Consider the following 26,250-nt stretch of genomic DNA (forward strand, 5'->3'; position numbering starts at 1 on the left):
AATTAAAATTCTATAGGTTTTAATAAGTAAAATTCATCAACTCTTAAATTACTAGGTACATCACCATTAGTACGGGTTAAATACATTTTAAAAGAATGAATTGTTTTAAAAAATTTCTTTAACAAAGACAATCTATTTTTTTTATAATCTTCAAAAAAGTTTGAAATAGACCCATGAATAATTAATTTTTCAAAAATATTAGATGAATTCTTTACAATATCTTCTATGAAAAAAAACATATTTGCCAAATAAACAAAATTATTAAAAAGAATACCTATCCTTCCTCTCAGATAGTTAACATCATTAATCATATCAATCCTATTTCCTAAAGTACGATTTTCATCTTCTAAACTCCACTTTGAATATATGATATTAAATCTAGAATCTTTTACTAGATTCTCATATACAAAATCAAATCTAAAACTATCTTCAATATATCTTGAAAATATGTAGTTTGAACTCCTATTGCATAAAGAAATAAAATTCTTACGAGATTTTTCTCTAAGATTTTGTATTGTATTTTTAAATACAGGATCACTAGTTTTACTCAAAAAAGAATTATCATCCCAAAGCAAAACACTAGTACCTTCTGAAACGAAATATTCATTCTTATTATAATGTTTAAGAACGCCTTCAAAAACACTCACAAAATAACTATTATAATATTCACAATTAGCATAAAATTTTGCTGGTGTATCTGTCATAAAAAAATGATTATTAATATCAATAGAAAGCGAAGATCCTTTAACAATTTCATAAATAACAACTTCTAAACTTCCCTTAAATAAATATATTTTTGCATCCTGCACATCTTTAAGAGAAGAATAAAAAATAAGACTATGTGTATTAGAATAAAAAGTTAAATCAGATGAGACACCATTTATTCCATACAAGCCTATCTTAATTTTTGAATTATCTCCAACTTCAATAAAATCATATTCAAAAATTTCATCTCCCAAATCTAATTTAACAGGCACAGCATTCCTTAAAACATTAACTCTACCTTCCATTTCCTTAATAGACGCCACTTGAGAGAATAATGCTATTCTAGATAACAATAAAAAGATGATAGCATATAATTTTAAAATAAAATTCTCCCCCTTTTTACACTTATAGTTAATTATATCCTTTTTCAAAAGATTTTTAACTTTAATAAACATGAGAAATACATTATAATTCTAGCAGATTGCAAAAATAATGTTTTGCATTAAAATTTTTTAAATAAAAAAGCACAAAAAGGAATAAAAACTACAGTTAATGTAGTAAATATTATGTAATAAGGATATGTTTATGATGCAAAAAAGCAAATTATTATTTTTAATATTGTCTACATTTACTCTTTCTCTCATTTCATGTGAAACCCCTCCAGAAGAAAGAACATGCGGGAATTCCAAGATTTTAAAAACCTCTGTGGGGAAAGGGTAAAGTATTCATACTGTGAAAATGAATAGTTTTATGGTGTATATTCAAGTAATAAAGGTATTATGAAGAGATAAAAATATTATTGCTTAAAGGTAACTTTTTAAGTAATAAGTATTACATAATAACAAGGATGTATTTATGATGAAAAAAAGGAAATTATTATTTTTAATATTATCTACATTTACTCTTTCTCTCATTTCATGTGAAACCCCTCCAGAAGATGCTAATAGTGAAAATGCTAAAATATCAAAAAGAAAAGAAACTGGCGATGTTCAAAGAGATATTGAAGATATTAAAAATGAGGTTATAAAAGAGAGAGGAAATCTTTTTTATTCTAAAGAATTTAACGAAGCTGAAAAGATTGAAAAAGAAATGAAAGAAAAATTTAAAAAAGGGAATATTCAGGAAGGCAATGAAATTGCTATAAAAACACTCGAAAGATACAGAAATATTGCAAGAGATACAATAGAAAAAAAAGAAAAAATAAACTACCTTAAAGAAAATATTGAAAAATACTTAAATGATGCAGAGGCAAATGAAGCATACATATGGATACCATTAGAAATTGATGAAGTAAATAACTTATATTTCGAAGCAACTAGAAAGTATAAAGTGTATGATATTGAAAATTCTCTTGGTATGTATAGTAAAGCCTTTAATAAGGCTCAACAAACAGCTAAAAGAGCAAAAGAATCAAGGGCCCTTAAGGAAACAGAAGAGAGGATGTACAAACAATTAAAAGCACTTGAAGCTGCTTCTAATCTTCCTGTTTATAGCAATAGTAAGCTTATTAAACCATCTCCATGGAATGGAAGATCACTCATTAAAGATAAAGGAGAATATACAAATCTTTTACACTTGGAAGGTGGCGCTTATTTACTTGGTAAGGTTGATTTCCCATTAGTACTTGCTTATGAAGAAGAAGCTCAGGAAATAAAGAAATCAGATTCAACCAAATTTAAAACACTGCAACTTATTGAAAAATCCAGACAACTATGGGAACAAGGTCTTGAAGCTAAAAGACTAAATAATCTTAGACTTGCAAATGAACTATTCTTAGATTCTGCAAGATACTTAGAAGCTTATCAAAGCCATGCAAGTAAAGAACTCTACATAATTAAGATTGGAAATACTTTGTGGGGAATTTCTAAGAAATTATACAAAGACCCATATTTATGGCCAAAAATTTGGTTTGCAAACAGACAAAAAATACAAAATCCAGATTTAATACATAAAGATTGGAAGATAATAATTCCTTCTAAGTAAAACAAAAAAAAGAAAACAAGTTTCATGCTTGTTTTCTTTTTTCAGATCTAATAAAATTAGTTTAATAAATTTCTACAAAAGAGAATAAAGATGAAAAAATTAGTGTTACTAGGTGTTTTTTTCTTTTCTTGTTATACGGCCAATTTAGAGGAACTTACAAAAGAAACTCCCTATAGTATTTATTTAAGAGAAGCCCAAAAAGCAATGAATGTAAATGACTATCAGTCCGCTTTAAAAGTATATGAAAAAATGATTGAAAATCACAAAAAAAATACAAGCATAGTTGCCACTGGAAAATATGAAATCGCATTCATACATTATGTATTAGATAAAAAAGAAACAGCAAAAAAGTTATTTGAAGAATTAATAAAATCTGGGATAAAAAATCCCAAATGGATTCTACCTTTATCTAAAAAGATGTTAGAAAAAATAAAAAACTAAAGCTTAACGCTTTTCAACTACCCTACTGCTGAAGTAGTATTCCATAAATTGTGATGTCTTTTCTTTTGGCTGAGTCAATTACATCCTCATAAACTATAGGTCCTCTAGGATACTCATGAGGTGGAGCATCTCCTAATACAATAATAAGCCTATTCTCTGCCTTCCAATCAAACTGAGTAACAGCAGCATTAATTCCTTCAAATACCGCCTCAGGATAATCTCCCCCACCGCCTACATTAACATATTTAAGAATATTATTTAAATATTCCTTAGTATTAAAATCAAAAGATCTTGTTAGAAAATCTTCAAGATAATCCTTATAAAAAACAATACCTACCCTATAAGACTTAAATTTCTTAAGTTGAGGCTCCACTATTTCAAAAAGATGCTCCTTTAAAATTTCAATATGACTCTTCATGCTCTCAGTAGCATCAATAACAAAAACAAGATCTAACTCAGCAAGTGAATCTTCTGTCCTTTCTAAAATATCCTTTATCTTTTCAATAGTATCTATTCCCTTATTTGCAACAATAACATTATCTGAAAATCTCAAAAATGCCTCTTTTAAACCATCAATTTCTACCCTACCTTCTGTTTGAGTATCTTTAAAGAACAACTCATAAGCATTGTCTTTATATTGGCCTAAATAATCATTGTATTTCTTTTCAAAAGTCCTAATTGAAAACCAAAAAGGTTCTTTTTTTCTCTTAAGAGTTTCTAAATCAATATCACCACTTCTTGTTGAAAAATTTGGAAATCCATATTTTAATCGCTTAGGTATTAATATATGAAAAGCCTCTCCAAATTTCTTATTTGGAACCGGCGTAGAAGATGTTAGTGACAAAAGTTCTCTATTCTTAATAACTCTACCATTTAAAATTCTAATTTCATCTCCATTAATCTTGTTATAACTCAATGTTCTAAACGAATAAGTAGACACATCTTTACTCTTGTCTGGAATTTCAAAAGATTCCGTTAAAATAACAGATTTAACTCTTGGCTTTTTTCTAATAAAAAGATGAAATCCATCTTCATGAGCTTCAACATATACATCATCAATAGTAACATCCAAATAATCATCCATTAAAGAAAATAAATTAAACACAATAAGTAAGAAAATAACAAGGTAAGTTTTTTTCATATAAATTCCTACAAATAAACTAGACAAATTTATGTCCAAAATCACAAAAATTCAACAAAACTTAAAGATTATCAGCTAAACTATCATAAAATAAAATATTAGACCCAACGAATTCATTTTTAAAAACACTTCTAATGTTTAAACTAGCAAGATCTTTCCTAACACTTCTCACCATATCAACATCTCGATTTAATAGATCAAATATCCTAGAAGATTTAGTCAAATTAGCAATTCCTGAATCAAAAAGCTTACTATCTTTAACAATACCAACACCAATTCTATTACCAAGAGATGCTCTTATCTCAACAACTCCAAGGTTATTATAATGCTCAATTTCTTTTATCAATAAAGCCTTGTGATAATTGTTCTCCTTAGGTCTAAACCCTAAAATACTAGACTTTTCTACTTCTAAATTCTCTAATATTCTTACATAGTAACTCCTAGAAGCTACAAAATCACCCATTTTATAAAGAACAGACGCTATTGAACTTAAAACTTCATTATTATTTGAAAATCCAGACATATTTTCAACTTTAAACAAATAGCTTAATGCTTCCTTATAATTATTCTCCCTATAATTAAGCAATGCTACCTTATAATAAACATCCGGAGAGTTCACTCCTTCATTTATTGCCATCTTATAAGAAGAAATTGCTTCCTTATACCCTTTTAAAGATCTAAGAATATCCCCTTGCTTTTCATAAATCAAGGAAAGTTCCCTAGATCCTCTAATAAGACTATTTCTTTTATAAAAATCATAATCATTTAAGGCTAGTCCAATAATATTACTTGCTTTAAGAGAATCGTTTTGTTTTTCATAAATATCTGCCAATATTCTATAAGCTATTATTTTGTCAGCAGAATTTTCAATCAAACTTTCTTTCCTAAAACCATTTAATGCTGTTAACAAATATGCTTCTGCCTTTTTAAAATCACCTATATAATAAGAATATCTACCATTTTCAAAGAGAGCCTTATTATAATTAGGATTTTTAGTTAAAATCCTTCTAAGAATATATTCAATCTCTGAATTCAAATTGACATCATTTAAAGAATCGGAAACAGACTTTCCATCACCGGATTTAAAATTAGCAAACTCTTTATTCAATAAATTCATTTGAGCACTGAAATACTTCAAATTTCTAGACAAACTATTTATTCTCTTATTGTAAACAGTAAAATCAATATATTTATCTATCAATTTCTTAGCATACCTAGTATAAACTACCTCATCAATATCTAACCCTTCATTTGCCTTAATAAAAGAATTTACATTCTCCATTTCTCTATCAGCACCGGCCTCAATATAAGTATTAAAAAGCTTAAATAAAATTTCCTTCCTATGGCCATATTTTGTAAGCAAGATAGTATAACTATTTATACTATCCTTGTAATACTTAGGATTTGTTTGAGCCCACTGAAAATAATTATCACCCTTAGTCATTAATGCTTCATGGTCATAAAGATCATAAGATATGACCTCATCAAGAATTGAATTGGCTTCAGAATATTCACCAAGCCTCATTTTCATAGTAGCATAAGAGATATACCCATTTTTATCAAACTTCTTTCGTCTTCTCTTGGAAGCATCTCTAGAAAAAGGATCAATAGTAAATAATTCCTCGTACTTCTCCTCCGCACTATCAAAATCTCTTATGTCTTCAAAAGCCTGCGCATAAACCAAAAACCACTTATCATTAGGTCGCATATAATATGCATCCCTAAAAGTAGACTTAGCAAGATCTCTTTTATTCTCATAGATATAAGCCACGCCTTCTCTATATTTTTTATCAGATGCAACATAAAAAAACATAACATCCACTAAAAAATAAAAAGCCACAAAAGTTAAAAAAACAAAAAATAATGATATCTTAAGTAGTGGCATTAAAGCTTTAGAAATTCTATAACTAAGCTTCTGCTCAAGCCTACTAAACTCTTCTGCCTTATAATAAATAACAGGTAACTTAACAGAACGACCAACAATATCCCCAACAAACTTGGCAATAAATTTAAGTCCTTTCTTATTTTGTTCAACAAGATCAATCAATGCTTCAAGCTTATATCTAGAAATATTATCTTTCGTTAAAGCCTCAGCCACAGCAATTCTTAAATTTCTAGGATAAGAATTTAAATGCTCAAGAAATAAAGGATAATCAATTGTAAATTTACGTTCGGTATTTCCTTCTTTATCATCCTCTAAAAAGCTAAAGTCATCTGAAAGCTTAGAAAAGTCACCCTCTTCATAAATTTCAGAATTTTCACTAACAACACCAAAATCCTCATTATTAGTACCGTCTCCATTATCACTTATCTTATTAGATCCACTTAAATCATCAACCATATCATCAAGATTAAAATCATCATCAAAAATATCACTGCCATCATCTAAAGACTCTTCACTTAAATTCTTGGAATCCATTTCATCATCAAGAGACTCATTGGTATCTAATAAATCGGAATTCACTTCACCATCTGCAGCAAAATTAATTGCATCGTCTACACTAATAGAATTATCATCAAGAACTTTTTCAAGATTCTCTTCAAGCTCAGAACCCAAAACATCAAAATCATCATTTAAATCATTAAACTCAGGGTCAATCTCTAATTCTTTAGAATCTTCTAAGATTGACCCATTTTCTTCGTCCGACTTACCCTGCTCTTCACTATCAAGAGCATCAAGAATAAAATCTAAATCAAGATTATCCTCCGGTTCTTTTTCTGCATCAAGAAGAGACTCCTTTTCCTCCCAAGGTAAAATATTCTCTCTCTCATCCTTGGGAGGCTCAATATCCATGTTTATCCCAAAAGGCTCTTTTTTAGCTCTCTCATCAGAAATATTATCTAATATTTCTCTCTTAAACTCTTTTACTTTCTCTATATCAGGCATATTACAATAAAAATCCTAAATCAAATCATTATACATTTTAGTTCCTTCTTCATGAAGAACCACAAAACGTTTTTCTAAGTCATCAGCAATCCTAGAACTTAGAATTTCTTTTGTAGGCTCTAAGCCTTCCTGATCTAACTCCCTTAAGATTAAATTCTTATACTCAAACATATCTATCACTTCTGTTGAATTATAGACAAGAGTATCTTCTCTAAAAATGTCATGTGACATATTCTCATCCGATGAAACCTCAAGAATATTGCCATTAATACCAACCATCACAAAATAATCAAAAATCTTAAAATAATTCCCAATTTCTGAAATTATTTTTTTAGTCTCAGGCTTCCCTTTTCTATATCTTGTAGCTGTGGGAAAAATAAGGATAATATATCCACTACTCTTTTTATCAGAAATAAATTTCATAGAATTGGCATTAAAAATCCTTCTCTCTCTAATCCTCTCAGTATCAACCCCAATAAATGAATGCGGGGGATAAATAAATATAACACTATAACCTAAAGATAAACTTTTAACAAATAAATCATCCTTAAAAAGCTTAACACCAGCCACAGGAATAATATGGTCCGCAACTTCTCCATAATTCATCTTATTTAACAAAAACTGAAAACAAGGAAAGTCAAAATTGCTATAATGCTCCATCAATATAATTGATGACTTGCCAGATTTAGTCTTCTCATAAAGTTCCAAAATATGTTGCATACCAACAATAGTAGAACTACCCCTCAAAAGTCTTTCTATCATTTTATCAGCCAAACTCCTGCTAACAGAATTTGCTTCATGATAAGAACTACTTAAGCAATCTACATTTTCAATAGCTTTAAATTGACTAAGAAATTCATCTTCAATATCTTTAAAGTACTTATTAAAACTCTCATTCTTTATAAACATAAAACATCATCCTTTAAATTTACAGAAAAACAATACACTAACTAATTAAACAATAATCTATATCATTATACTTTATTTATTTATCAAATTAAAGTGAAATCCATTTAAGTCTTTTAGCAAAAATCATTTATAATAAAAAATACAAATAACAAAGAATTCAAGGAGAATACTTTATGAAACACAAAGTAATAATTCTTTTATCTTTTTTTGTTTTATTCTTATCCTCATGTACTAGTGATGAACACAAAGATAAAATAACATTTAGAGTTACAAATGGTGGTGAACCTACCTCACTTGATCCTCAGCTTGCTACTGATTCCGCTGGTTCTAATATCATTGCAAATATGCTCTTAGGATTAACAGTAAGAGATACACAAACTGGAGGATATAAACCAGGACTTGCTCATTCTTGGGATATTTCCGATGACGGCCTTACTTACACCTTTTATTTAAGAGAAGGGCTTGTTTGGAGTGATGGCGTGCCTATTACTGCTGAAGGGATTAGAAAATCTTATCTTAGAATCTTAAATAAGGAAACTGCTGCTCAATACGTTAGTTTGGTTAAATCTACAATAAAAAATTCACAGGATTACTTCGATGGTAAAATATCTGATTCTGAACTTGGCATTAAAGCTATTAATGACACTACTCTAGAGATAACTCTTACTAATCCAAAACCATACTTCCTTGACATGATAACTCACTCAGCTTTCATACCAGTACCAGTTCATGCTATTGAAAAACATGGGCAAAATTGGACAAATCCTGAAAACATGGTAGTAAATGGGCCTTTTAAACTAAAGGAAAGACTAGTCAACGATAAAATCGTTATTGAAAAAAATGATAAATACTATAACGCTAACAATGTTGAGATAAATGAAGTCGTTTTTTATCCAGTACAAGGGAATACTGCTTACAATATGTATATAAAAGACGAACTTGATTTCCTTACATCAATAGGAAGAGATAAGTTTGACGAAGCTAGAATTAGAGATGATTACTACTCTCACCCTTACAATGCTGCAAACTACCTAGCATTTAATACCACTGTTAAACCACTTGATAATCCAAAGGTTAGAGAAGCTTTAACTCTTGCTATTGACAGAGAAACTATAGCCCATACTATTGGTAAAGGGCGTTCAACTCCAACAAGAAACTTAACTCCACCTTTTGAAAATTATTCTTATGGAAAGGAACTCACCCTATTTGACCCTGAAAGAGCTAAGCAACTACTAGCTGAGGCTGGCTATCCTGACGGCAAGGATTTCCCTACTATTAAATACAAAACTTCAAAAAATGATGGTCCAAAATTATTCGAAGAGTTCTTACAAGAACAATTTAAAAAAATATTAAACATTAACCTTGAAATTGAAACTGAAGAGTGGACCACATTCTTAACCAGCAGAAGAATGGGTAACTACCAAATATCAGACATGGGATGGGCAGGTGATTATTCAGATCCACTAACATACCTTGAAAGTCTATTTACAACAGAAAATCACTCATTTGGTGCATATGGTTACTCAAACAAAGAATATGATGCTTTAATAAAACAATCTGACCTTGAACAAGATCCAATCAAAAGACAAGATATCTTAAGAAAAGCTGAAGAAATACTGGTAGAAAAAGACTTCCCTATTGCCCCTATTGCAATACCTAAATCATATTATCTCTTCAGAAATGATAAATGGACTGGATGGACTCCTAATGTTGCAGGTAAATATCTTTATGAAGATATAAAAGTTAAAAAATAAATAACATAAAAGTAATTATTTAAAAACCAGAATTTAAAAATTAATTATTAATTGTTTGTACCTATGAATACCATAGCTTGTAATTACATAAAGGTTAAAATTCAATCTTTTATTCAATATTGCATTACCAATTTTATACTTATATAATGCAAAATACAGTATAATCTAACTTTGAAAAAATAAAAGAAAATACAAATAACAAAGAATTCAAGGAGAACACTTTATGAAATACAAAGCAATAATTCTTTTATCTTTTTTTGTTTTATTCTTATCCTCATGTACTAGTGATGAACACAAAGATAAAATAACATTTAGAGTTACAAATGACAGTGAGCCCGATTCACTTGATCCTCAGCTTGCTACTTCTGTTCAAGCATTTAACATTTTAATAAACACATTTTTAGGACTAACCGTAAGAGATGCACAAACTGGAGGATATAAACCAGGACTTGCTCATTCTTGGGATATTTCCGATGACGGCCTTACTTACACTTTTTACTTAAGAGAAGGGCTTGTTTGGAGTGATGGCGTGCCTATTACTGCTGAAGGGATTAGAAAATCTTATCTTAGAATCTTAAATAAAGAAACTGCTGCTCAATATGTTGACATAGTTAAATCTACAATAAAAAATGCACAAGATTACTTCGATGGTAAAATATCTGATTCTGAACTTGGCATTAAAGTTATTAATAATACTACCCTAGAGATAACTCTTACTAATCCAAAACCATACTTCCTTGACATGTTAACACACCAATCATTCATGCCAGTGCCTGTTCATGCTATTGAAAAACATGGACAAAATTGGACAAATCCTGAAAACATGGTAGTAAATGGGCCTTTTAAACTAAAGGAAAAATTAGTCAACGATAAAATCGTTATTGAAAAAAATAATAAGTACTACAACGCTAACAATGTTGAGATAAATGAAGTCGTTTTTTATACAACAAATGCAAATACTGCCTACAATATGTATATAAATGACGAACTTGATTTTCTTATGAAAGTAGGAATGGAATATTTAGATGAAGCTAGAATTAGAGATGATTACTACTCTCACCCTATCAACAGAGTAACTTATGTGTCATTTAACACCACTGTTAAACCACTTGATAATCCAAAGGTTAGAGAAGCTTTAACTCTTGCTATTGACAGAGAAGCACTAAATAAGATTATTTTAAAGAATCAATCAGATCCAACAAGAAACTTAACTCCTCCCTTTGAAAATTATTCTTATGGAAAGGAACTTACCCTATTTGACCCTGAAAGAGCAAAGCAACTACTAGCTGAGGCTGGCTATCCTGACGGTAAGGATTTCCCTACTCTTAAATACAAAACTTCAAAGCGTGATGGAATGGGGATAACTGCAGAGTTTTTACAAGAACAATTAAAAAAAACATTAAACATTAACCTTGAAATTGAAACTGAAGAATGGACCACATTCTTAAACAGCAGAAAAATAGGTAACTATCAATTGTCATATATGGGATGGGCAGGTGATTATTCAGATCCACTAACATTCCTTGAAAGCCTATTTACAACAGAAAATCACACATTTGGAACATATGGTTACTCAAACAAAGAATATGATGCTTTAATAGAACAATCTGACCTTGAACAAGACCCAATCAAAAGACAAGATATCTTAAGAAAAGCTGAAGAAATACTGGTAGAAAAAGACTTCCCTATTGCCCCTATTTCAATACCTAAATCATATTATCTCTTCAGAAATGATAAATGGACTGGATGGACTCCTAATGTTGCAGAATTTTACAGCTATGAAGATATAAAAGTTAAAAAATAAATAAAACATAAAAGTCATTAATTTAAAAATTTAGGATTAGTGATAAAATCTACATAAGTATAAAGACCACTTTTATGACATAGGTTATAAAAGTGGTCTCTTCATTTGATTCAAGATTTTAAAAATCTATTGCAAATAATATCTAATCATCCTTTTTATCTTGATATAGTTTCACTTTATCACATAACCATTTATGATAGAATATCAAATCTTTTATGATTTTTAATTAATTAGAATTAACTTTAATAAGAAGGAGATTAAAATTGATGAAATTTAAACAATATGTGCTTATGGCGCTTTTCATAACCGCAATCCTATCTTGTACTAAGGAAGCTAGCAAAGACATTATATCTTTTAAAATCAGCCTGGGGGGGGAGCCTAAATCAATAGACCCTCAGCTTGCTGAAGACACAGTGGGAGCAACTATAATTGAGCAAATGTTTAGGGGAATCGTAGATGCTGATTCACAAACTGGAGGATATAAACCAGGACTTGCTCATTCTTGGGATATCTCCGATGATGGTCTTATTTACACTTTTCATTTAAGAGAGGGGCTCGTTTGGAGTGATGGTGTGCCTATTACTGCTGAAGGGATTAGAAAATCTTATCTTAGAGTCTTAAATAAAGAAACTGCTTCTCAATATGTTGGCATGGTTAAATCTACAATAAAAAATGCACAGGATTACTTCGATGGTAAAGTATCTGATTCTGCTCTTGGTGTTAAAACTATTAATGACACTACTCTAGAGATAACTCTTACTAATCCAAAACCCTACTTCCTTGACATGTTAGTACACCAAACATTCATACCAGTGCCTGTTCATGTTATTGCAAAACATGGTAGTAATTGGACAAATCCTGAAAATATGGTAGTAAGTGGTCCTTTTAAACTAAAACACAAGATTTTAAATGAAAAAATCGTTATTGAAAAAAATGACAAATACTATAATGCTGGTCATGTTGAGGTAGATGAAATAGTTTTTTATACAATAAACAACAGCACAACTTCCTATAGAATGTATGAAAATGACGAACTTGATGCGCTAACAACTGCATCTATTCCACCTAGTTTAATAAAAGAAATAAAACTCAGAAATGACTATTATGCTTCAGCTATTAACGGCCTTTACTATTTTTCATTTAACACCACCATCAAACCACTTGATAATCCAAAGGTTAGAGAAGCTTTAACTCTTGCCATTGACAGAGAAACTATAACAGAAAAAGTCATAGAAAATAGTTCTATTCCCACAAGAAGGATTAGTCCCAATTTTAACAACTATTCTTATGGCAAGGAACTTAAACTATTTGACCCTGAGAGAGCAAAACAACTATTAGCTGAAGCTGGTTATCCTAATGGTATGGGATTCCCTAAACTAAAATTAAAATACAATACAAATGAAAACCATAAAAAAATCTGTGAATTTATTCAAAATCAATGGTCAGTAACTTTAAACATAAACATCGAACTTGAAAATGAAGAATGGACTACCTATTTAACAAATAGACAAAATGGAAATTATGAAATAGCAAGAGGAGGCTGGTTAGGCGACTATTCAGACCCATTAGCTTTTTTAAGCTTGTTCCAAAAAGAATTCTCCCACTTTACTTCATATAAATACTTTAACAAAGAGTATGAAAATCTTATTAATAAATCTGACCTTGAACAAGATCCAATGAAAAGACAAGACATCTTAAGAAAAGCTGAAGAAATAATAATAGAAAAAGACTTTCCTGTTGCTCCACTATACATATATGCTGGAAATTATCTCTTCAACAATGATAAATGGACTGGGTGGACCCCTAACATTCTAGAAAGATTTGATTTCTCTGAACTTAAAAGAATAAAATAATAAACCAAATTAATGCTTATCAAGGGTATCTTGATAAGCATCTATTCATTGACAACTCTAAAAATAACTGATAAATTAAAATTCAAAAATAATGTCTGTTATCTACAATAACAAGGAGGAAATATGTCATATCATTATATTCACAATTTTTTAAAAAATAAATTTAAATTGTTAATAATATTCTTAATAATGATAGCCTCTTGTAGCAAACCAACTGATAACAAACTATCTTTTAAAGTTAATATAGGAGGAGAACCTGCATCTCTTGACCCTCAATTAGACGATGGAAGTACAGGAGAAATCCAAGGACAACTATTCTTGGGACTTGTTATAGGAGACTCTAAAACTGGAGGATATAAACCAGGACTTGCTCATTCTTGGGATATCTCCGATGATGGTCTTATTTACACTTTTTACTTAAGAGAGGGGCTCGTTTGGAGTGATGGCGTACCTATTACTGCTGAAGGGATTAGAAAATCTTACCTTAGAGTCTTAAATAAAGAAACAGCAGCGCCTTATGTAAATATAATCAAATCAACAGTAAAAAATGCACAGGATTATTTCGATAGTAACGTATCTGATTCTGAACTTGGAGTTAAAGCTATTAACGACAAGACCTTAGAAATAACTCTTACTAATCCAAAGCCTTACTTCCTCGATATGTTAGTAAATCAAATTTTTGTACCAGTACCAGTTCATGCTATTGAAAAGTATGGCAGTAATTGGACAAATCCTGAAAATATGGTAGTAAGTGGGCCTTTTAAACTAAAAGAAAAAGTCCTAAATGAAAAATTAGTACTGGGGAAAAACGATAAATACTATGACGCAAAAAATGTAGCACTTGAAGAACTCGTGCTCTTAACAATAGATAATAATACAATCCTTTATAACATGTATTTAAATAATGAAATTGATGGCCTCTTCCACAGCATTCCTCCTGACACTCTGGCAAACATAGAACTAAGAGAAGATCATTATAGACACAGAAATAATACAATAGGATTTTTTTCATTTAACACCACTGTTAAACCACTTGATAATCCAAAAGTCAGAGAAGCTTTAACACTTGCCATTGACAGAGAACTGACATCTAAAACTTTTAATAAAGGGAAAGCAGAGCCCACAAGAAACTTAACTCCACCACTTGAACACTATTCTTATGGTAAAGAGCTCACATTATTTGACCCAAAGAGAGCTAAACAATTACTAGCTGAGACTGGTTATCCTGACGGTAAAGATTTTCCTACTTTAACAATATCAATCAGCATGGTACCCTACCAAAAAAAAATGGGAGAATTTATTCAAAATCAATGGAAAGAAATGCTAAATATTAACATTCAAGTCCAAACTCAAGAATGGTCAATACTCTCTCAAAACAGAAAAAATGGAAATTATGAAATAGCAATAACTGGAAGAATTGCTGATTTTAATGATCCACTATCATTCTTAAACATATTTACAAGTGAAAATTCGCACTTAGCATCATACAAATATTCAAATAAAAAATATGATGATTTAATAAAGCAATCTGATTTTGAACAAGACCCAATCAAAAGACGAGACATCTTAAGAAAAGCTGAAGAGATAATAGTAGAGAAAGACTTCCCTATAGCTCCAACATACATATATGTAGGAAATTATCTATTCAGAAATGATAAATGGACTGGATGGACTCCTAACCTTTTCAACAGACACAATCTACACGAATTAAAACCAATTAAAAACAGTTAAGCAAAAATTAAATTACAAAATGTAGTTAAAACATATAACACAAATAAATATTTATTTATAAAATGATAAAAACAAATGTCAATATTTTAAATAAATATTTAAGATTATGTGTTAAAATAATTAACTATGTAGATTAAAAATCCTATTGTTAAATAAGGAGCACTTATGCTAAAGTTTACCATACAAAAACTATTAGAAACAGTTCCAACTCTAATAGCAATAACTTTTTTATGCTTTTTAATAATGAGACTTGCTCCTGGGAATCCATTTGATTCTGAGAAACCTATTGATCCTCAGGTAAAAGAAAAATTAATGCAAAAATATCACCTTGATAAACCTTTTTATCTTCAAGCTTACTACTACATCACAAATGTTTTAAAAGGAGATTTTGGACCATCATTAAAAAAGAAAGACTTAAGTGTAAATCAATATATAAAATTAGGAATGCCTAAGTCATTTACAATCGGAATAATAACTTTAATATTATCTCTCATGCTTGGAATTTTATTCGGAACAATCGCCGCTATTAAAAAAAATACTCGAATCGATTATATAATAAGAGTAATAGCAATATTTGGAATTTCTGTACCTACTTTTGTAATTGGTCCCATTTTGCAATATTTTCTATCCGTAAAATTAGGCTTATTTTACACCTCTGGCTGGATTACAGAGCGCGGAGGTCTTGCAAATTTAGTTATGCCCATATTAACACTTACTTTGCCATATACAGCTATTTTTACAAGAATACTTAGAGGTTCTATGTTAGAAATATTAAATAGCGATTTTGTAAGAACAGCAAGAGCTAAAGGATTAAGTTTTAATGTAATAGTCAGAAAACATGTATTAATAGGAGCCATACTTCCTCTAGTAAGTTACATGGGACCTATTTTTGCTGGAATAATTTCTGGTAGTATGGTTATTGAACAAATATTTAGAATAGCTGGATTGGGTATGGTTACAGTAGAATCATCCCTAAACAGAGACTATCCACTATTAATGGGCTCTGTCTTAGTTTATTCAACCATACTGCTTATATCCATTTTAGTATCAGACATTGCTTACAAAAGACTTGACCCAAGAGTATAGGAGGATAACAAAATGAGCGACTATGAACAAAAAAACACCTCATTTGAGTCTCATACATCTAGTAGAAGAGCTTGGTTAAGATTTAAAGAAAATAAGCTCGCATTTATAAGCATATTTATTATTGGATTTTATATAATAATTGCAATATTGCAGCCAATCTTACCAATATATAAATACTATACTCAAGTGGTTGAACATGCTGATTTACCCCCATCTTTTAGACATGCTGGAGAATTATGGTATGAGAAAGAACTTAATTTCATACAAAAACTAGCAAAAAAAGAAAAACGAGAACTCAATGAAGAAGAAAACGCCAAACTAGAAGAAATAAAAGGGAGAATAGAAACAGAAGTCCAAAAAATTGACGGTAGAGATACTAAAATACACAAAAGAATATACATACTCGGAACAGATAGCCTTGGAAGAGACTTGCTTGCAAGAATAATACAAGGTAGTCAAATATCAATATCTGTAGGGTTTATTGGTGCATTCATATCGATGATAATAGGGACCATAATAGGGGCAATAGCAGGGTTCTTTGGTGGTATCACAGATAGGGTCATAACTAAAATAATAGAAATTCTTTATGTTTTGCCTTCTTTACTTGTAATAATAACATTAATGACTGTTATGGAAAGAAACATAATAGGGTTATTTATTGCAATTAGCATTATTTCATGGCTATCACTTGCCAGAATAGTTAGAGGGCAAATACAATCACTTTCAAAATCTGAATTTATACAAGCAGCTAGAACATTAGGTGCAACAAATAAGAGGATGATATTTAATCATTTAATCCCCAATAGCCTTGGTATGATAGCAATAATCACAACAATGAATGTTCCAGGGTTTATTATGGTTGAATCATTTTTATCATTTTTGGGTCTTGGAATATCAGCACCAATGACTAGCTGGGGAGAGTTAGTTAAAAATGGGATTCCTACATTTATTGAATATCCATGGAAAATTTTCATTCCAGCAACAGTCATGACAATATTCTTGCTATTTATGAATTTTTTAGGCGACGGATTAAGAGATGCATTTGATCCGAAGGATCAACTCTAGGAGAACAACCAAATGAAAGAAGATTACATATTGGAAATCAAAAATTTAGCAATTGAGTTTAAGTTAAAACACACAACAATATACCCTGTAAACAACATAAACCTAAAAATGAAAAGAGGAGAAATTAGGGCTATTGTTGGAGAATCTGGCAGCGGAAAATCTGTTACAAGTATGGCTATATTAAAGCTATTACCTGAAATGACAACAGTATACAAAGAAGGCGAAATACTATTTGAAGGACAAGATTTGCTTAAGCTTAGTGAAACAGAACTTCAAAGTATTAGAGGCAATAAAATAGCCATGATATTTCAAGATCCAATGACTTCTTTAAACCCATATTTAAGAATATCCACACAAATTGAAGAAACAATAATGTTGCATCAAAAACTAGACAAACATACAGCAAAGAAAAAAGCAATAGAAATGCTAAAGACCGTTGGTGTTGTGAGCGCAGAAGAGAGGATATCACATTATCCACATCAATTCTCCGGAGGAATGAGACAAAGAGTTATGATTGCAATGGCTTTAAGTTGTCATCCTTCTTTATTAATAGCAGATGAACCTACTACAGCTCTTGATGTTACAATTCAAGAACAAATACTATTACTCATTAAAAGTTTATCTAAAAAATTCAATACTTCAACAATACTAATAACTCATGATTTAGCAGTAGTTGCAGAAATTTGTGATACCGTATCTGTAATGTACCAAGGTAAATTTGTGGAAGAAGGGACAGTAGAAGAAATATTTAAAAATCCTAAACATCCATATACAATCGGGCTTTTAAAATCAATACTTACTCTGGATCAAGACCCAAATGAGCAGCTTTATTCAATTAAAGTAAACTCTATCGCATCAACTACAAATAACATCGAGGAGCTTTAAATGAACAACGGGAAAGACATAATTCTTAAAGTAGAAAATTTAGTACAAACATTTACAATTGGAGAAGACTTTTTATTTTGGAAAAATAAGCGCAAGATAAACGCTGTAAATGGCATCAGTTTTGAAGTTGAACGCAATAAAACATTAGGGCTCGTTGGAGAATCTGGATGCGGTAAATCAACAACTCTCAGGTCAATAATGCAACTCTATACACCAACATCTGGTAGCATATACTTTAATGGAAAAGACATCACTAAACTTCCAAAAAGAGAACTTTTGAAGACAAAAAAAGATATGCAAATGGTATTTCAAGACCCTCATACCTCTCTTAACCCAAGAATGACAATAAAAGAAATAATAGCAGAGCCATTAGTTATTTATAATGAAAATAAAATTCTTCCAAAAACAAAACAAGAGATAGATAAAAGAGTAAATGAACTAATGGACATCACCGAACTTGAAAAAAGCATGTTATCCAGATATCCACACGAATTCTCAGGAGGACAAAGACAAAGAATAGGAATAGCAAGAGCACTTGCTTTAAGTCCTAAGCTTTTACTACTAGATGAAGCCGTATCTGCTCTAGATGTATCAATAAGAGCGCAAATTTTAAATTTACTTAAAACTCTACAAAAAGAATTAAACTTATCTTATCTCTTTATATCCCATGACTTGGCAGTAGTCAAATACATGAGTGACAAAATTGCTGTAATGTATTTGGGGGTCATTTTAGAAGTTGCACCTAGAGATATCTTATTTTCAAATCCTATCCATCCATACACCAAAACGCTAATAGCATCTATTCCTGAAATCGATCCTGAAAAAAGAAAAAATAAAAATATAAAACTAGATGAACCATCATTATCAAGCATGCGAAATACAAATTCAACACCAGAAAGCATACCACTTGAAGAAGTAGAAAAGGATCATTTTGTATCTAAGTATCTTCTCGATGAAATGAATAACTTAATAAACAAATAAAGTTATAACCTATATGCTTTTCATAACTTGCTCTTCAAGCAAAGTGTCCTTTGTGTACGCCTGCCTCTAACTAAGACCCGTCTCTACGAACAATTTTCTACTAATACTAGAAAGTATTAATTCCATAACTCTATTGTTCATATATTTCCTTTTGCTTGTAATTTCAACAAGAATACAAACTTAATATCATAAATAAAAACTATTGATTATCAAAATAAGAAACTTCAAAATCTATCTTATTGTCAATTCCCTTAACAAAATACAGATTAGTTCTATTAACATTATTCTTATCTATCACTTTATTTCCAGAATCAACAAAATAATAATAAATCCTACCTTTAGGAAGGTCTTTAAGCTTAATAGTATATATCCCTTGATTGTGCTCCTGCTCAATTAATCTGTTTAAAAACGGATTAAAATTATTAAAATTCCCAGCTATTGTAACAACCTGCCCAGGACGACCTATATAAAAAATTTCAACTTCTCTACTATCAGAAGAATCAATTGGATTTCGTAAAGAAATATAACTATCATTTATACCTGAAATATCAATTACAGAAAATGGTATTAAGTCTTTATCATAGACTATATTTGTATTATATTCATCATTTGTCCAAATTCCATCCACAACAAGTTTATACTTTATTCTACAAAGCCCATGAGGAAGATTTACTTTTACAAAAAAAAGACCATACTTATTTTTCTGAAATAAATACTTTTTTGCATAACCATCAAAATCAAAAACAGCAAAGACTTTCCTAATACTTTTATCCGGAGGGTAAAACATAATAACCCTCTTAGAGTCAACTATTGGTGTTAAATTATCCTTTCTTGTTGAAATTTCCAAAAATTCAATTAAAGATAAATTAAAATTTTCAACAACATAACCTTCTAAATAACTAATATTAAAGATAAAAAATATAAAATAAAAAAAATATCTTGAAAGCCTTTTCATAACTTAATTGGAAAATCTAATACACAATTCTTTTGACAAATACTACACATTTATTTTATTTCTTATTATACTAAAAACATATAGTAAAGTAAATACAAATATTAATAACAAGGAGTTACAAAATGGGCTTTCATATTTATGAAATAAAAGCTAGGCAAATCATTGATTCTAGAGGAAATCCAACAGTTGAAGCAGATGTAGTACTTGAGGATGGTTCTTTTGGTAGAGCAGCTGTTCCATCAGGTGCCTCAACAGGAATAAATGAAGCTGTTGAATTACGAGACGGCAATAAATCTGTTTATATGGGTAAAGGAGTACTTAAGGCAGTTGAAAACATAACAAATATTATCTCTCCAGAACTTGAAGGAATGAGTGCTTTAAATCAAGTTGAAATTGACAGAAAAATGCTTGAGCTTGACGGTACACCTACTAAATCAAAACTTGGCGCTAATGCTATCCTTGCGGTTTCAATGGCTACAGCTAGAGCTGCCGCTGCTTATGTTGGACTTAAAGTTTATCAATACCTTGGAGCTTACAAGGCTAATGTTTTACCTACACCCATGTGTAACATTATCAACGGCGGTGCTCACTCTGACAATTCTGTTGATTTTCAAGAATTTATGATAATGCCGGTTGGAGCAAAAACTTTTAGTGATGCAATAAGAATGGCAGCTGAAGTCTTTCACACCCTTAAGGGCATTTTAAGCAAAAAAGGTTATGCAACCTCTGTTGGAGATGAGGGTGGTTTTGCACCAAACCTAAAGTCAAACGAAGAAGCTTGCGAAGTTATCATGGAGGCCATAAAGGGAGCAGGATATGAGCCTGGTAAAGATATCGCAATTGCCCTTGATCCCGCTACATCTGAACTTTATGATTCAAAGACAAAAAAATATGTACTTAGATGGTCAACTAAGGAAGAACTTAATTCTGAGGAAATGGTTGAATATTGGGCAAAATGGGTAGAAAAATATCCTATTATATCAATTGAAGATGGAATGGCTGAAGAAGATTGGGATGGATGGAAAAAACTCACAGATAAGATAGGAGATAAAGTTCAACTTGTTGGAGACGATTTATTTGTAACAAATACATCATTCCTTAAAAAGGGAATTGAAATGAAAGTTGCGAATTCAATTCTTATTAAAGTAAATCAAATTGGAACATTGACTGAGACTTTTGAAGCTGTTGAAATGGCAAAAAAAGCAGGATATACTGCAATAGTTTCACATCGTTCAGGAGAAACGGAAGATACAACAATCGCTGATCTTGTTGTTGCACTTGGAACAGGACAGATTAAAACAGGTTCTTTGTCAAGAACAGATAGAATAGCTAAATATAACCAACTTTTAAGAATAGAAGAAGAACTAGGAAGTATTGCTGAATATCACGGCAAAGATGTTTTTTATTCCATTAAGAAAAAATAAAAAAAAGCCCCCACGGGGCTTTTTCATAAAAATACAAATTCTTATCTTTTTGAAAATTGGAAACTTTTTCTAGCTTTCTTTCTGCCAAATTTCTTACGCTCAACCTTTCTTGAATCTCTTGTTAAAAACCCATTAGATTTAAGAACTACTCTATGTTCCTCATCAAGTGCAAAAAGAGCCCTTGCAACCCCATGCCTAATAGCACCAGCCTGACCCGAAATGCCTCCACCATAAATATTTATATAAACGTCATATTTCCCAAGAGTATTTGTTAAAACCAATGGTGATAAAGCAAGTGTTCTTAAATTTTCAAGCTGTATATAAGAATCAAAATTTCTACCATTAATCTTAATCTCACCCTTACCTTCTCTAATATACACCCTAGCAACAGAAGACTTCCGTCTTCCAGTACCCATTGCTAAATTAACACCCTTAACATTTACCTTTGCCATTTTCCCTCTCTTAATCCAAATCTAATTTATAAGGATTTTGTGCCTTAAGATTATGTTCAGCCCCAGAAAAAACCCTAAGATTCCTAAAAAGCTCACGCCCCAAAGGCCCCTTTGGCAACATACCCTTAATAGCTATTTCAAGAGGAGCTGTCGGCTTCCTCTCAGACAATGTCCTAAAAGTATCAGAATAAAGGCCCCCCGGATATCTTGAATGTCTATAATAAATTTTCTGAGAATATTTCTTACCCGTAAGCTTAATCTTTGAAGCATTAATAATTATAACATTATCACCCAAATCTTGATGAGGTGTATAATAAGCCTTATGCTTACCTCTCAAAATCCTAACCGCTTCTGTAGCAATTCTACCAAGAACTTTATCATTAGCATCAATAATACACCATCTCTTCTCCACATACCTTGGTTTAACCCATATTGTCTTATTCTCAGTTATTCTATTCATAGTAATTAAAGTCCTCACTTAGATATTGTACAAAATCATACTTTTAAATTGTATTATTTGTAAACTAACCTGTCAATACTAATAACTAAATTTATCATATAGCTTAAAAGAAACTTTTCGAAATCCATCTAAATCTCCCTTAGAAAATTTTAAAGGAACAATAGAAGGATTGTCAAAAACAGGACTAATTAAATATCCATTCTTTAAATATTCATTAAAAACTTCAACATGATACTCAGATTTATAAAGAGGAAACATGTATCTATTCATTATTCTAAACATAGAAGTAGCGAAAATATCAAAATTAATTTTTTTATCCTTTTCATAAGACATAATATTAACAAGCATATGTCTAGCAACTGCTAAAGTTAAAGCATCGAAACTATTTCTAAATTCTATTTTTTTAGATAAATTATCTATTATAACAATACTAATAGACATGCACCCCGGCATTGGAATATTTACAAGCATAGGATACCTAAAATTACTAAATCCAACCTTAAATTCATATATTCCATGCTTTTCTTCCCAAGGTTTACTAAAATAACTTTGACCCGTTAAAGATAATAAAAATTCCCTAGCATCTCTTTCAAACTTAAAAACATATGCACACCCCGCCTCTTTAAAAAAAGAAAAAAAAACATTTTCAAATTGTTTTCTAAATATAGAAGGATAAGAAGCTGTAAGTCCTCTTGAAAAAGTTTGTTTAAGAATAAGATTTAAACCTTTAACCCTATGTCCTAAAAAATTATTACCCCCATTCAAATATAAATCCAAATACCTATTACCCTTAATATCATAAAGGTAAAAAAACCTTGCTCTCTTAATAATTGGAATACAATTTATCAGAGACTCACTACACATCCTTTAATCTGTCCATTAAAATTTCACTCGCAAGCACAGGATTAATTTTTCCAGAAGTTTTTTTCATAATTTGTCCCATCATAAATTTCAACGCATGACTTTTACCCTTTCTGTAAAGTTCAACTGATTTAGGATTTTCATTTAAAACTTCAATCACAACCGACTCAATCAAAGACTTATCACTTATCTGTTCTAAATTTTTCTCACTAACAATTACAGAAGGAGAAACATTTGTCTCAAGCATTTCTACAAATATTTCTTTAGCAATCTTACCACTTACTCTCTCACTAACAATAAGTTCAACAAGTTCTCTAATATATGATGGGGGTATATTAAAGTTAAGTATATTTATTTCTCGCTCATTAAGCACACTCAACACTTCAGACAAAATCCAATTAGCTATCCTTTTAGGGTCACTTGCACCCAATGTCGCTTCTTCAAAATATTTAACCAAGTTTTTATCAGAAGTTAAGGTAGTAACATCAAAATCACTAAGACCATATTGCTTTCTTAATCTAATTCTTGTATCAAAAGGCAACTCAACCATTCTACTATTCTTTATACTTTCAATATAATCATCATCTAACCTCACTAAAGGCAAATCCGGTTCCTTAATATATCTATAATCCGCCATTGTTTCCTTACTTCTTTGAAGTACTGTAATCCCTCTCTTATCATCAAAACCTCTAGTATGCTTGCCTTCATCCTTAAAAGTCTTCCTATACAAAATCCATTCTTCTTTTTGTCTTACCTCTTCATAATCAATTGCCAATTTTACAGACTTAAAAGAATTTAAATTCTTTATCTCAGCAATTGGAGTCTTATACTTAATACCATCCTCATTAACAAGTAAATTAATGTTAACATCACAACGAAAAGACCCATCCTCCATATTACAATTAGATAAATCAAGATATCTAAAAATTTCCCTTAAAGAATTTAAATAAGCCACAGCTTCATCTCCACTGTTAATTTCTGGAGCAGAGACAATTTCTAGTAATGGCGCTCCTGAACGATTAAAATCAATATAACTTCTATTATCACTCTCAAGCAAGTGTAAGCTTTTACCAGAATCCTCTTCCATATGTATTCTAACAATATTAATCTTTCTAAATCCCGAAAAATCTTCAACAAAAATAAATCCATTCTCACATATTGGTTCATCATTTTGAGATATTTGATAACCCTTAGGTAAATCAGGATAAGAATAATGCTTTCTATCAAACTTAACAATATTGCGGATTTTAGAGTGTGTAGCATGGCCAGCCAAAATTGCACTATTAATTAATTCTTTATTAACAGTAGGCAACGCTCCAGGTAATCCAAGACATGTTGGACAAGTACGCGAATTTGGAATTCCACCAAAATCATTCTTACAACCACAAAAAGCCTTCGTTTTAAGCCCCAACTGCACATGAACTTCTAACCCAATAAGCAATCTATATTCCATCTAATCCCAATTCCTCTATTATATTTTTTGAAAAATTTAAAAGCTTGAAATCTTTTTTAGCTTGTCCAATTATCTGCATACCAATAGGCAATCCTTTTTCATCTTGAGCAAAGGGTATAGAAATTGCAGGAGAACCAATAAGATTGGCTATCACAGTACATATATCAGAATAATACATTTTTATAGGATCATCACACATCTCTCCAATTTTAAAAGGCTTTACAAAACTGGTAGGCATAATAATATATTCAAAATTATTAAAAAGCTCATTAAATTTAGGGATTATCATATTTTCAATAATACGGGAAGCCTTTGTGTAATATTTTAAATCATAGCCCTCTGACAATAAATAATTACCAAGTACAATACGCCTTTTTACTTCTTCATTTAAAAATGAACTTCTGTGTTTGAAGTAAAAATCATTTAAAGTTAAATTATCTTTTATTATTTTTCCATAACGAAGACCAGTATAACGGGCAAGATTAGATGCAGCCTCGACTGGTGCTATTGAATAATAGAGAGAGAGTACATAAGTAATTTCCTCTATTGAAATCTCGTGTATTTCAATTCCCCTACTCAAAAGCGCCACTTTAAACTTAGAAAATTCACAAGCAATATCTTTGTCCATTAAATCTTCACTAAGTTCCTTAATTGTAGCTACTTTAATACTTTTTAAAGGCTTATTTAACAATGGATAAGGATTTATATCAATATCTATGCTAGTAGCATCCTTTTTATCAATTCCACAGGTATGCTTTAATATTAAAGCTATATCATCAACAAAACGAGCAACAAATCCTATCTGGTCAAGAGAAGACGCATAGGACACAAGCCCATAACGGGAGAGGCCTCCATAAGAAGGTTTAAATCCAATAATACCAGCAAAAGAAGCAGGAAGTCTAACAGACCCTCCAGTATCGCTTCCAAGTGAAAAAGGAGCCTGTTTATCCGCAACAACTGCACTAGAGCCACCAGAACTACCCCCAACAACATATTCCTTATTTAAAGGATTAAGAGTAGCACCATAGTAAGAAAATTCACAAGAAGAACCCATAGCAAATTCATCCATATTAGTTCTACCAAGCAAAATAACACCATTATCCCTTAATCGTTTAATAACTGTTGCATCATAAGGGGAAACATAGCCCTGTAAAATCTCAGAAGCACACGTTAAACCTTTATCTTTCATTGCAATATTATCCTTAACAGCAATAGGTATTCCAATTAAAGGTAAATTTTGTCCCTTACCCTTCTCCAAAAGGACATCATATTCTTTTGCCAACTCCAATGAATCATCAAAAAATTCAATATATCCATTTATATCTTTATTTGATTCATATTGCTCTTTATAGGAAAGGACAATGTCATAAATACTACACTTACGACTTAATATTAATTCCTTAATCTTTATTAAACTCAT

The 26,250-nt window shown here is 30.6% G+C and carries 21 protein-coding genes; 11 read left to right on the forward strand and 10 right to left on the reverse strand.

What is annotated here, in order from left to right; all coding sequences use genetic code 11:
* Positions 1-2: 2 nt before the first annotated feature.
* Entirely contained in the window at positions 3-1,058 is a 1,056-nt protein-coding gene (locus DB313_RS01645) for a hypothetical protein (RefSeq protein ID WP_120104650.1), read from the reverse strand.
* Positions 1,059-1,560: 502 nt separating this feature from the next.
* Between DB313_RS01645 and DB313_RS01655 the strand changes: the two genes are divergently transcribed.
* Both DB313_RS01655 and DB313_RS01660 read left to right on the forward strand, forming a co-directional pair.
* On the forward strand, positions 1,561-2,688 hold the full coding sequence (locus tag DB313_RS01655; RefSeq protein WP_120104125.1) for a LysM peptidoglycan-binding domain-containing protein: 1,128 nt from the start codon (positions 1,561-1,563) through the stop codon (positions 2,686-2,688).
* Positions 2,689-2,778: 90 nt separating this feature from the next.
* The gene (locus DB313_RS01660; RefSeq protein ID WP_120104126.1) at positions 2,779-3,129 is read left to right on the forward strand and encodes an outer membrane protein assembly factor BamD; all 351 of its coding nucleotides are present in this window, start codon (positions 2,779-2,781) and stop codon (positions 3,127-3,129) included.
* A gap of 22 nt (positions 3,130-3,151) precedes the next feature.
* On the opposite strand, the gene DB313_RS01665 is transcribed toward DB313_RS01660, so the two are convergent.
* From DB313_RS01665 to DB313_RS01675, 3 genes are all read right to left on the reverse strand, one after another.
* Entirely contained in the window at positions 3,152-4,270 is a 1,119-nt protein-coding gene (locus DB313_RS01665) for a vWA domain-containing protein (protein ID WP_120104127.1), read from the reverse strand.
* 61 nt (positions 4,271-4,331) lie between these two features.
* The gene (flcA, locus tag DB313_RS01670; RefSeq protein ID WP_120104128.1) at positions 4,332-7,157 is read right to left on the reverse strand and encodes a periplasmic flagellar collar protein FlcA; all 2,826 of its coding nucleotides are present in this window, start codon (positions 7,155-7,157) and stop codon (positions 4,332-4,334) included.
* A gap of 15 nt (positions 7,158-7,172) precedes the next feature.
* Complete coding sequence (locus tag DB313_RS01675; protein ID WP_120104129.1) at positions 7,173-8,066, reverse strand: 1-acyl-sn-glycerol-3-phosphate acyltransferase; 894 nt, start codon at positions 8,064-8,066, stop codon at positions 7,173-7,175.
* A gap of 173 nt (positions 8,067-8,239) precedes the next feature.
* Between DB313_RS01675 and DB313_RS01680 the strand changes: the two genes are divergently transcribed.
* The 8 genes from DB313_RS01680 to DB313_RS01715 all read left to right on the forward strand — a co-directional run bounded on the left by DB313_RS01680 (position 8,240) and on the right by DB313_RS01715 (position 19,225).
* Positions 8,240-9,820 carry a peptide ABC transporter substrate-binding protein gene (locus DB313_RS01680; protein WP_120104130.1) on the forward strand — a complete coding sequence of 527 codons (1,581 nt, stop codon included), beginning with the start codon at positions 8,240-8,242 and terminating at the stop codon, positions 9,818-9,820.
* 223 nt (positions 9,821-10,043) lie between these two features.
* Positions 10,044-11,624: a peptide ABC transporter substrate-binding protein gene (locus tag DB313_RS01685; protein ID WP_120104131.1), complete on the forward strand. Its 1,581-nt coding sequence runs from the start codon at positions 10,044-10,046 to the stop codon at positions 11,622-11,624.
* A gap of 266 nt (positions 11,625-11,890) precedes the next feature.
* On the forward strand, positions 11,891-13,477 hold the full coding sequence (locus DB313_RS01690; RefSeq protein ID WP_120104132.1) for a peptide ABC transporter substrate-binding protein: 1,587 nt from the start codon (positions 11,891-11,893) through the stop codon (positions 13,475-13,477).
* Between the two features lie 123 nt (positions 13,478-13,600).
* Complete coding sequence (locus DB313_RS01695) at positions 13,601-15,208, forward strand: peptide ABC transporter substrate-binding protein (protein WP_120104133.1); 1,608 nt, start codon at positions 13,601-13,603, stop codon at positions 15,206-15,208.
* Between the two features lie 165 nt (positions 15,209-15,373).
* Positions 15,374-16,294: an ABC transporter permease gene (locus tag DB313_RS01700; protein ID WP_120104134.1), complete on the forward strand. Its 921-nt coding sequence runs from the start codon at positions 15,374-15,376 to the stop codon at positions 16,292-16,294.
* Between the two features lie 12 nt (positions 16,295-16,306).
* Positions 16,307-17,359 carry an ABC transporter permease gene (locus tag DB313_RS01705; RefSeq protein ID WP_120104135.1) on the forward strand — a complete coding sequence of 351 codons (1,053 nt, stop codon included), beginning with the start codon at positions 16,307-16,309 and terminating at the stop codon, positions 17,357-17,359.
* A gap of 12 nt (positions 17,360-17,371) precedes the next feature.
* The gene (locus DB313_RS01710; protein WP_120104136.1) at positions 17,372-18,244 is read left to right on the forward strand and encodes an ABC transporter ATP-binding protein; all 873 of its coding nucleotides are present in this window, start codon (positions 17,372-17,374) and stop codon (positions 18,242-18,244) included.
* Positions 18,245-19,225 (forward strand): ABC transporter ATP-binding protein, encoded by a 981-nt coding sequence (locus DB313_RS01715; protein ID WP_120104137.1) that lies wholly within the window; start codon positions 18,245-18,247, stop codon positions 19,223-19,225.
* Positions 19,226-19,424: 199 nt separating this feature from the next.
* Here DB313_RS01715 and DB313_RS01720 read toward each other — a convergent pair whose 3' ends face one another.
* Positions 19,425-20,180, reverse strand: coding sequence for an early set domain-containing protein (locus tag DB313_RS01720; RefSeq protein WP_120104138.1), 756 nt, complete (start codon positions 20,178-20,180; stop codon positions 19,425-19,427).
* Positions 20,181-20,302: 122 nt separating this feature from the next.
* Between DB313_RS01720 and eno the strand changes: the two genes are divergently transcribed.
* A complete protein-coding gene (gene eno / locus DB313_RS01725; RefSeq protein WP_120104139.1) occupies positions 20,303-21,604 on the forward strand; it encodes a phosphopyruvate hydratase in 1,302 nt (433 codons plus the stop codon).
* Positions 21,605-21,645: 41 nt separating this feature from the next.
* On the opposite strand, the gene rpsI is transcribed toward eno, so the two are convergent.
* The 5 genes from rpsI to gatA form a co-directional block, all read right to left on the reverse strand.
* The gene (gene rpsI, locus DB313_RS01730; RefSeq protein ID WP_120104140.1) at positions 21,646-22,056 is read right to left on the reverse strand and encodes a 30S ribosomal protein S9; all 411 of its coding nucleotides are present in this window, start codon (positions 22,054-22,056) and stop codon (positions 21,646-21,648) included.
* A gap of 10 nt (positions 22,057-22,066) precedes the next feature.
* A complete protein-coding gene (rplM, locus tag DB313_RS01735) occupies positions 22,067-22,516 on the reverse strand; it encodes a 50S ribosomal protein L13 (protein WP_120104141.1) in 450 nt (149 codons plus the stop codon).
* A gap of 78 nt (positions 22,517-22,594) precedes the next feature.
* Positions 22,595-23,380 carry a hypothetical protein gene (locus DB313_RS01740; protein ID WP_120104142.1) on the reverse strand — a complete coding sequence of 262 codons (786 nt, stop codon included), beginning with the start codon at positions 23,378-23,380 and terminating at the stop codon, positions 22,595-22,597.
* Positions 23,373-24,830, reverse strand: coding sequence for an Asp-tRNA(Asn)/Glu-tRNA(Gln) amidotransferase subunit GatB (gene gatB / locus DB313_RS01745; RefSeq protein WP_120104143.1), 1,458 nt, complete (start codon positions 24,828-24,830; stop codon positions 23,373-23,375). The genes DB313_RS01740 and gatB overlap by 8 nt, the downstream gene beginning before the upstream one ends.
* Positions 24,820-26,250, reverse strand: coding sequence for an Asp-tRNA(Asn)/Glu-tRNA(Gln) amidotransferase subunit GatA (gatA, locus tag DB313_RS01750; protein WP_420808988.1), 1,431 nt, complete (start codon positions 26,248-26,250; stop codon positions 24,820-24,822). Before gatA ends, gatB begins: the two co-directional genes overlap by 11 nt.

Origin of the sequence: Borrelia turcica IST7 (assembly GCF_003606285.1) — a bacterium.
Classification (GTDB): Bacteria; Spirochaetota; Spirochaetia; order Borreliales; family Borreliaceae; genus Borrelia; species Borrelia turcica.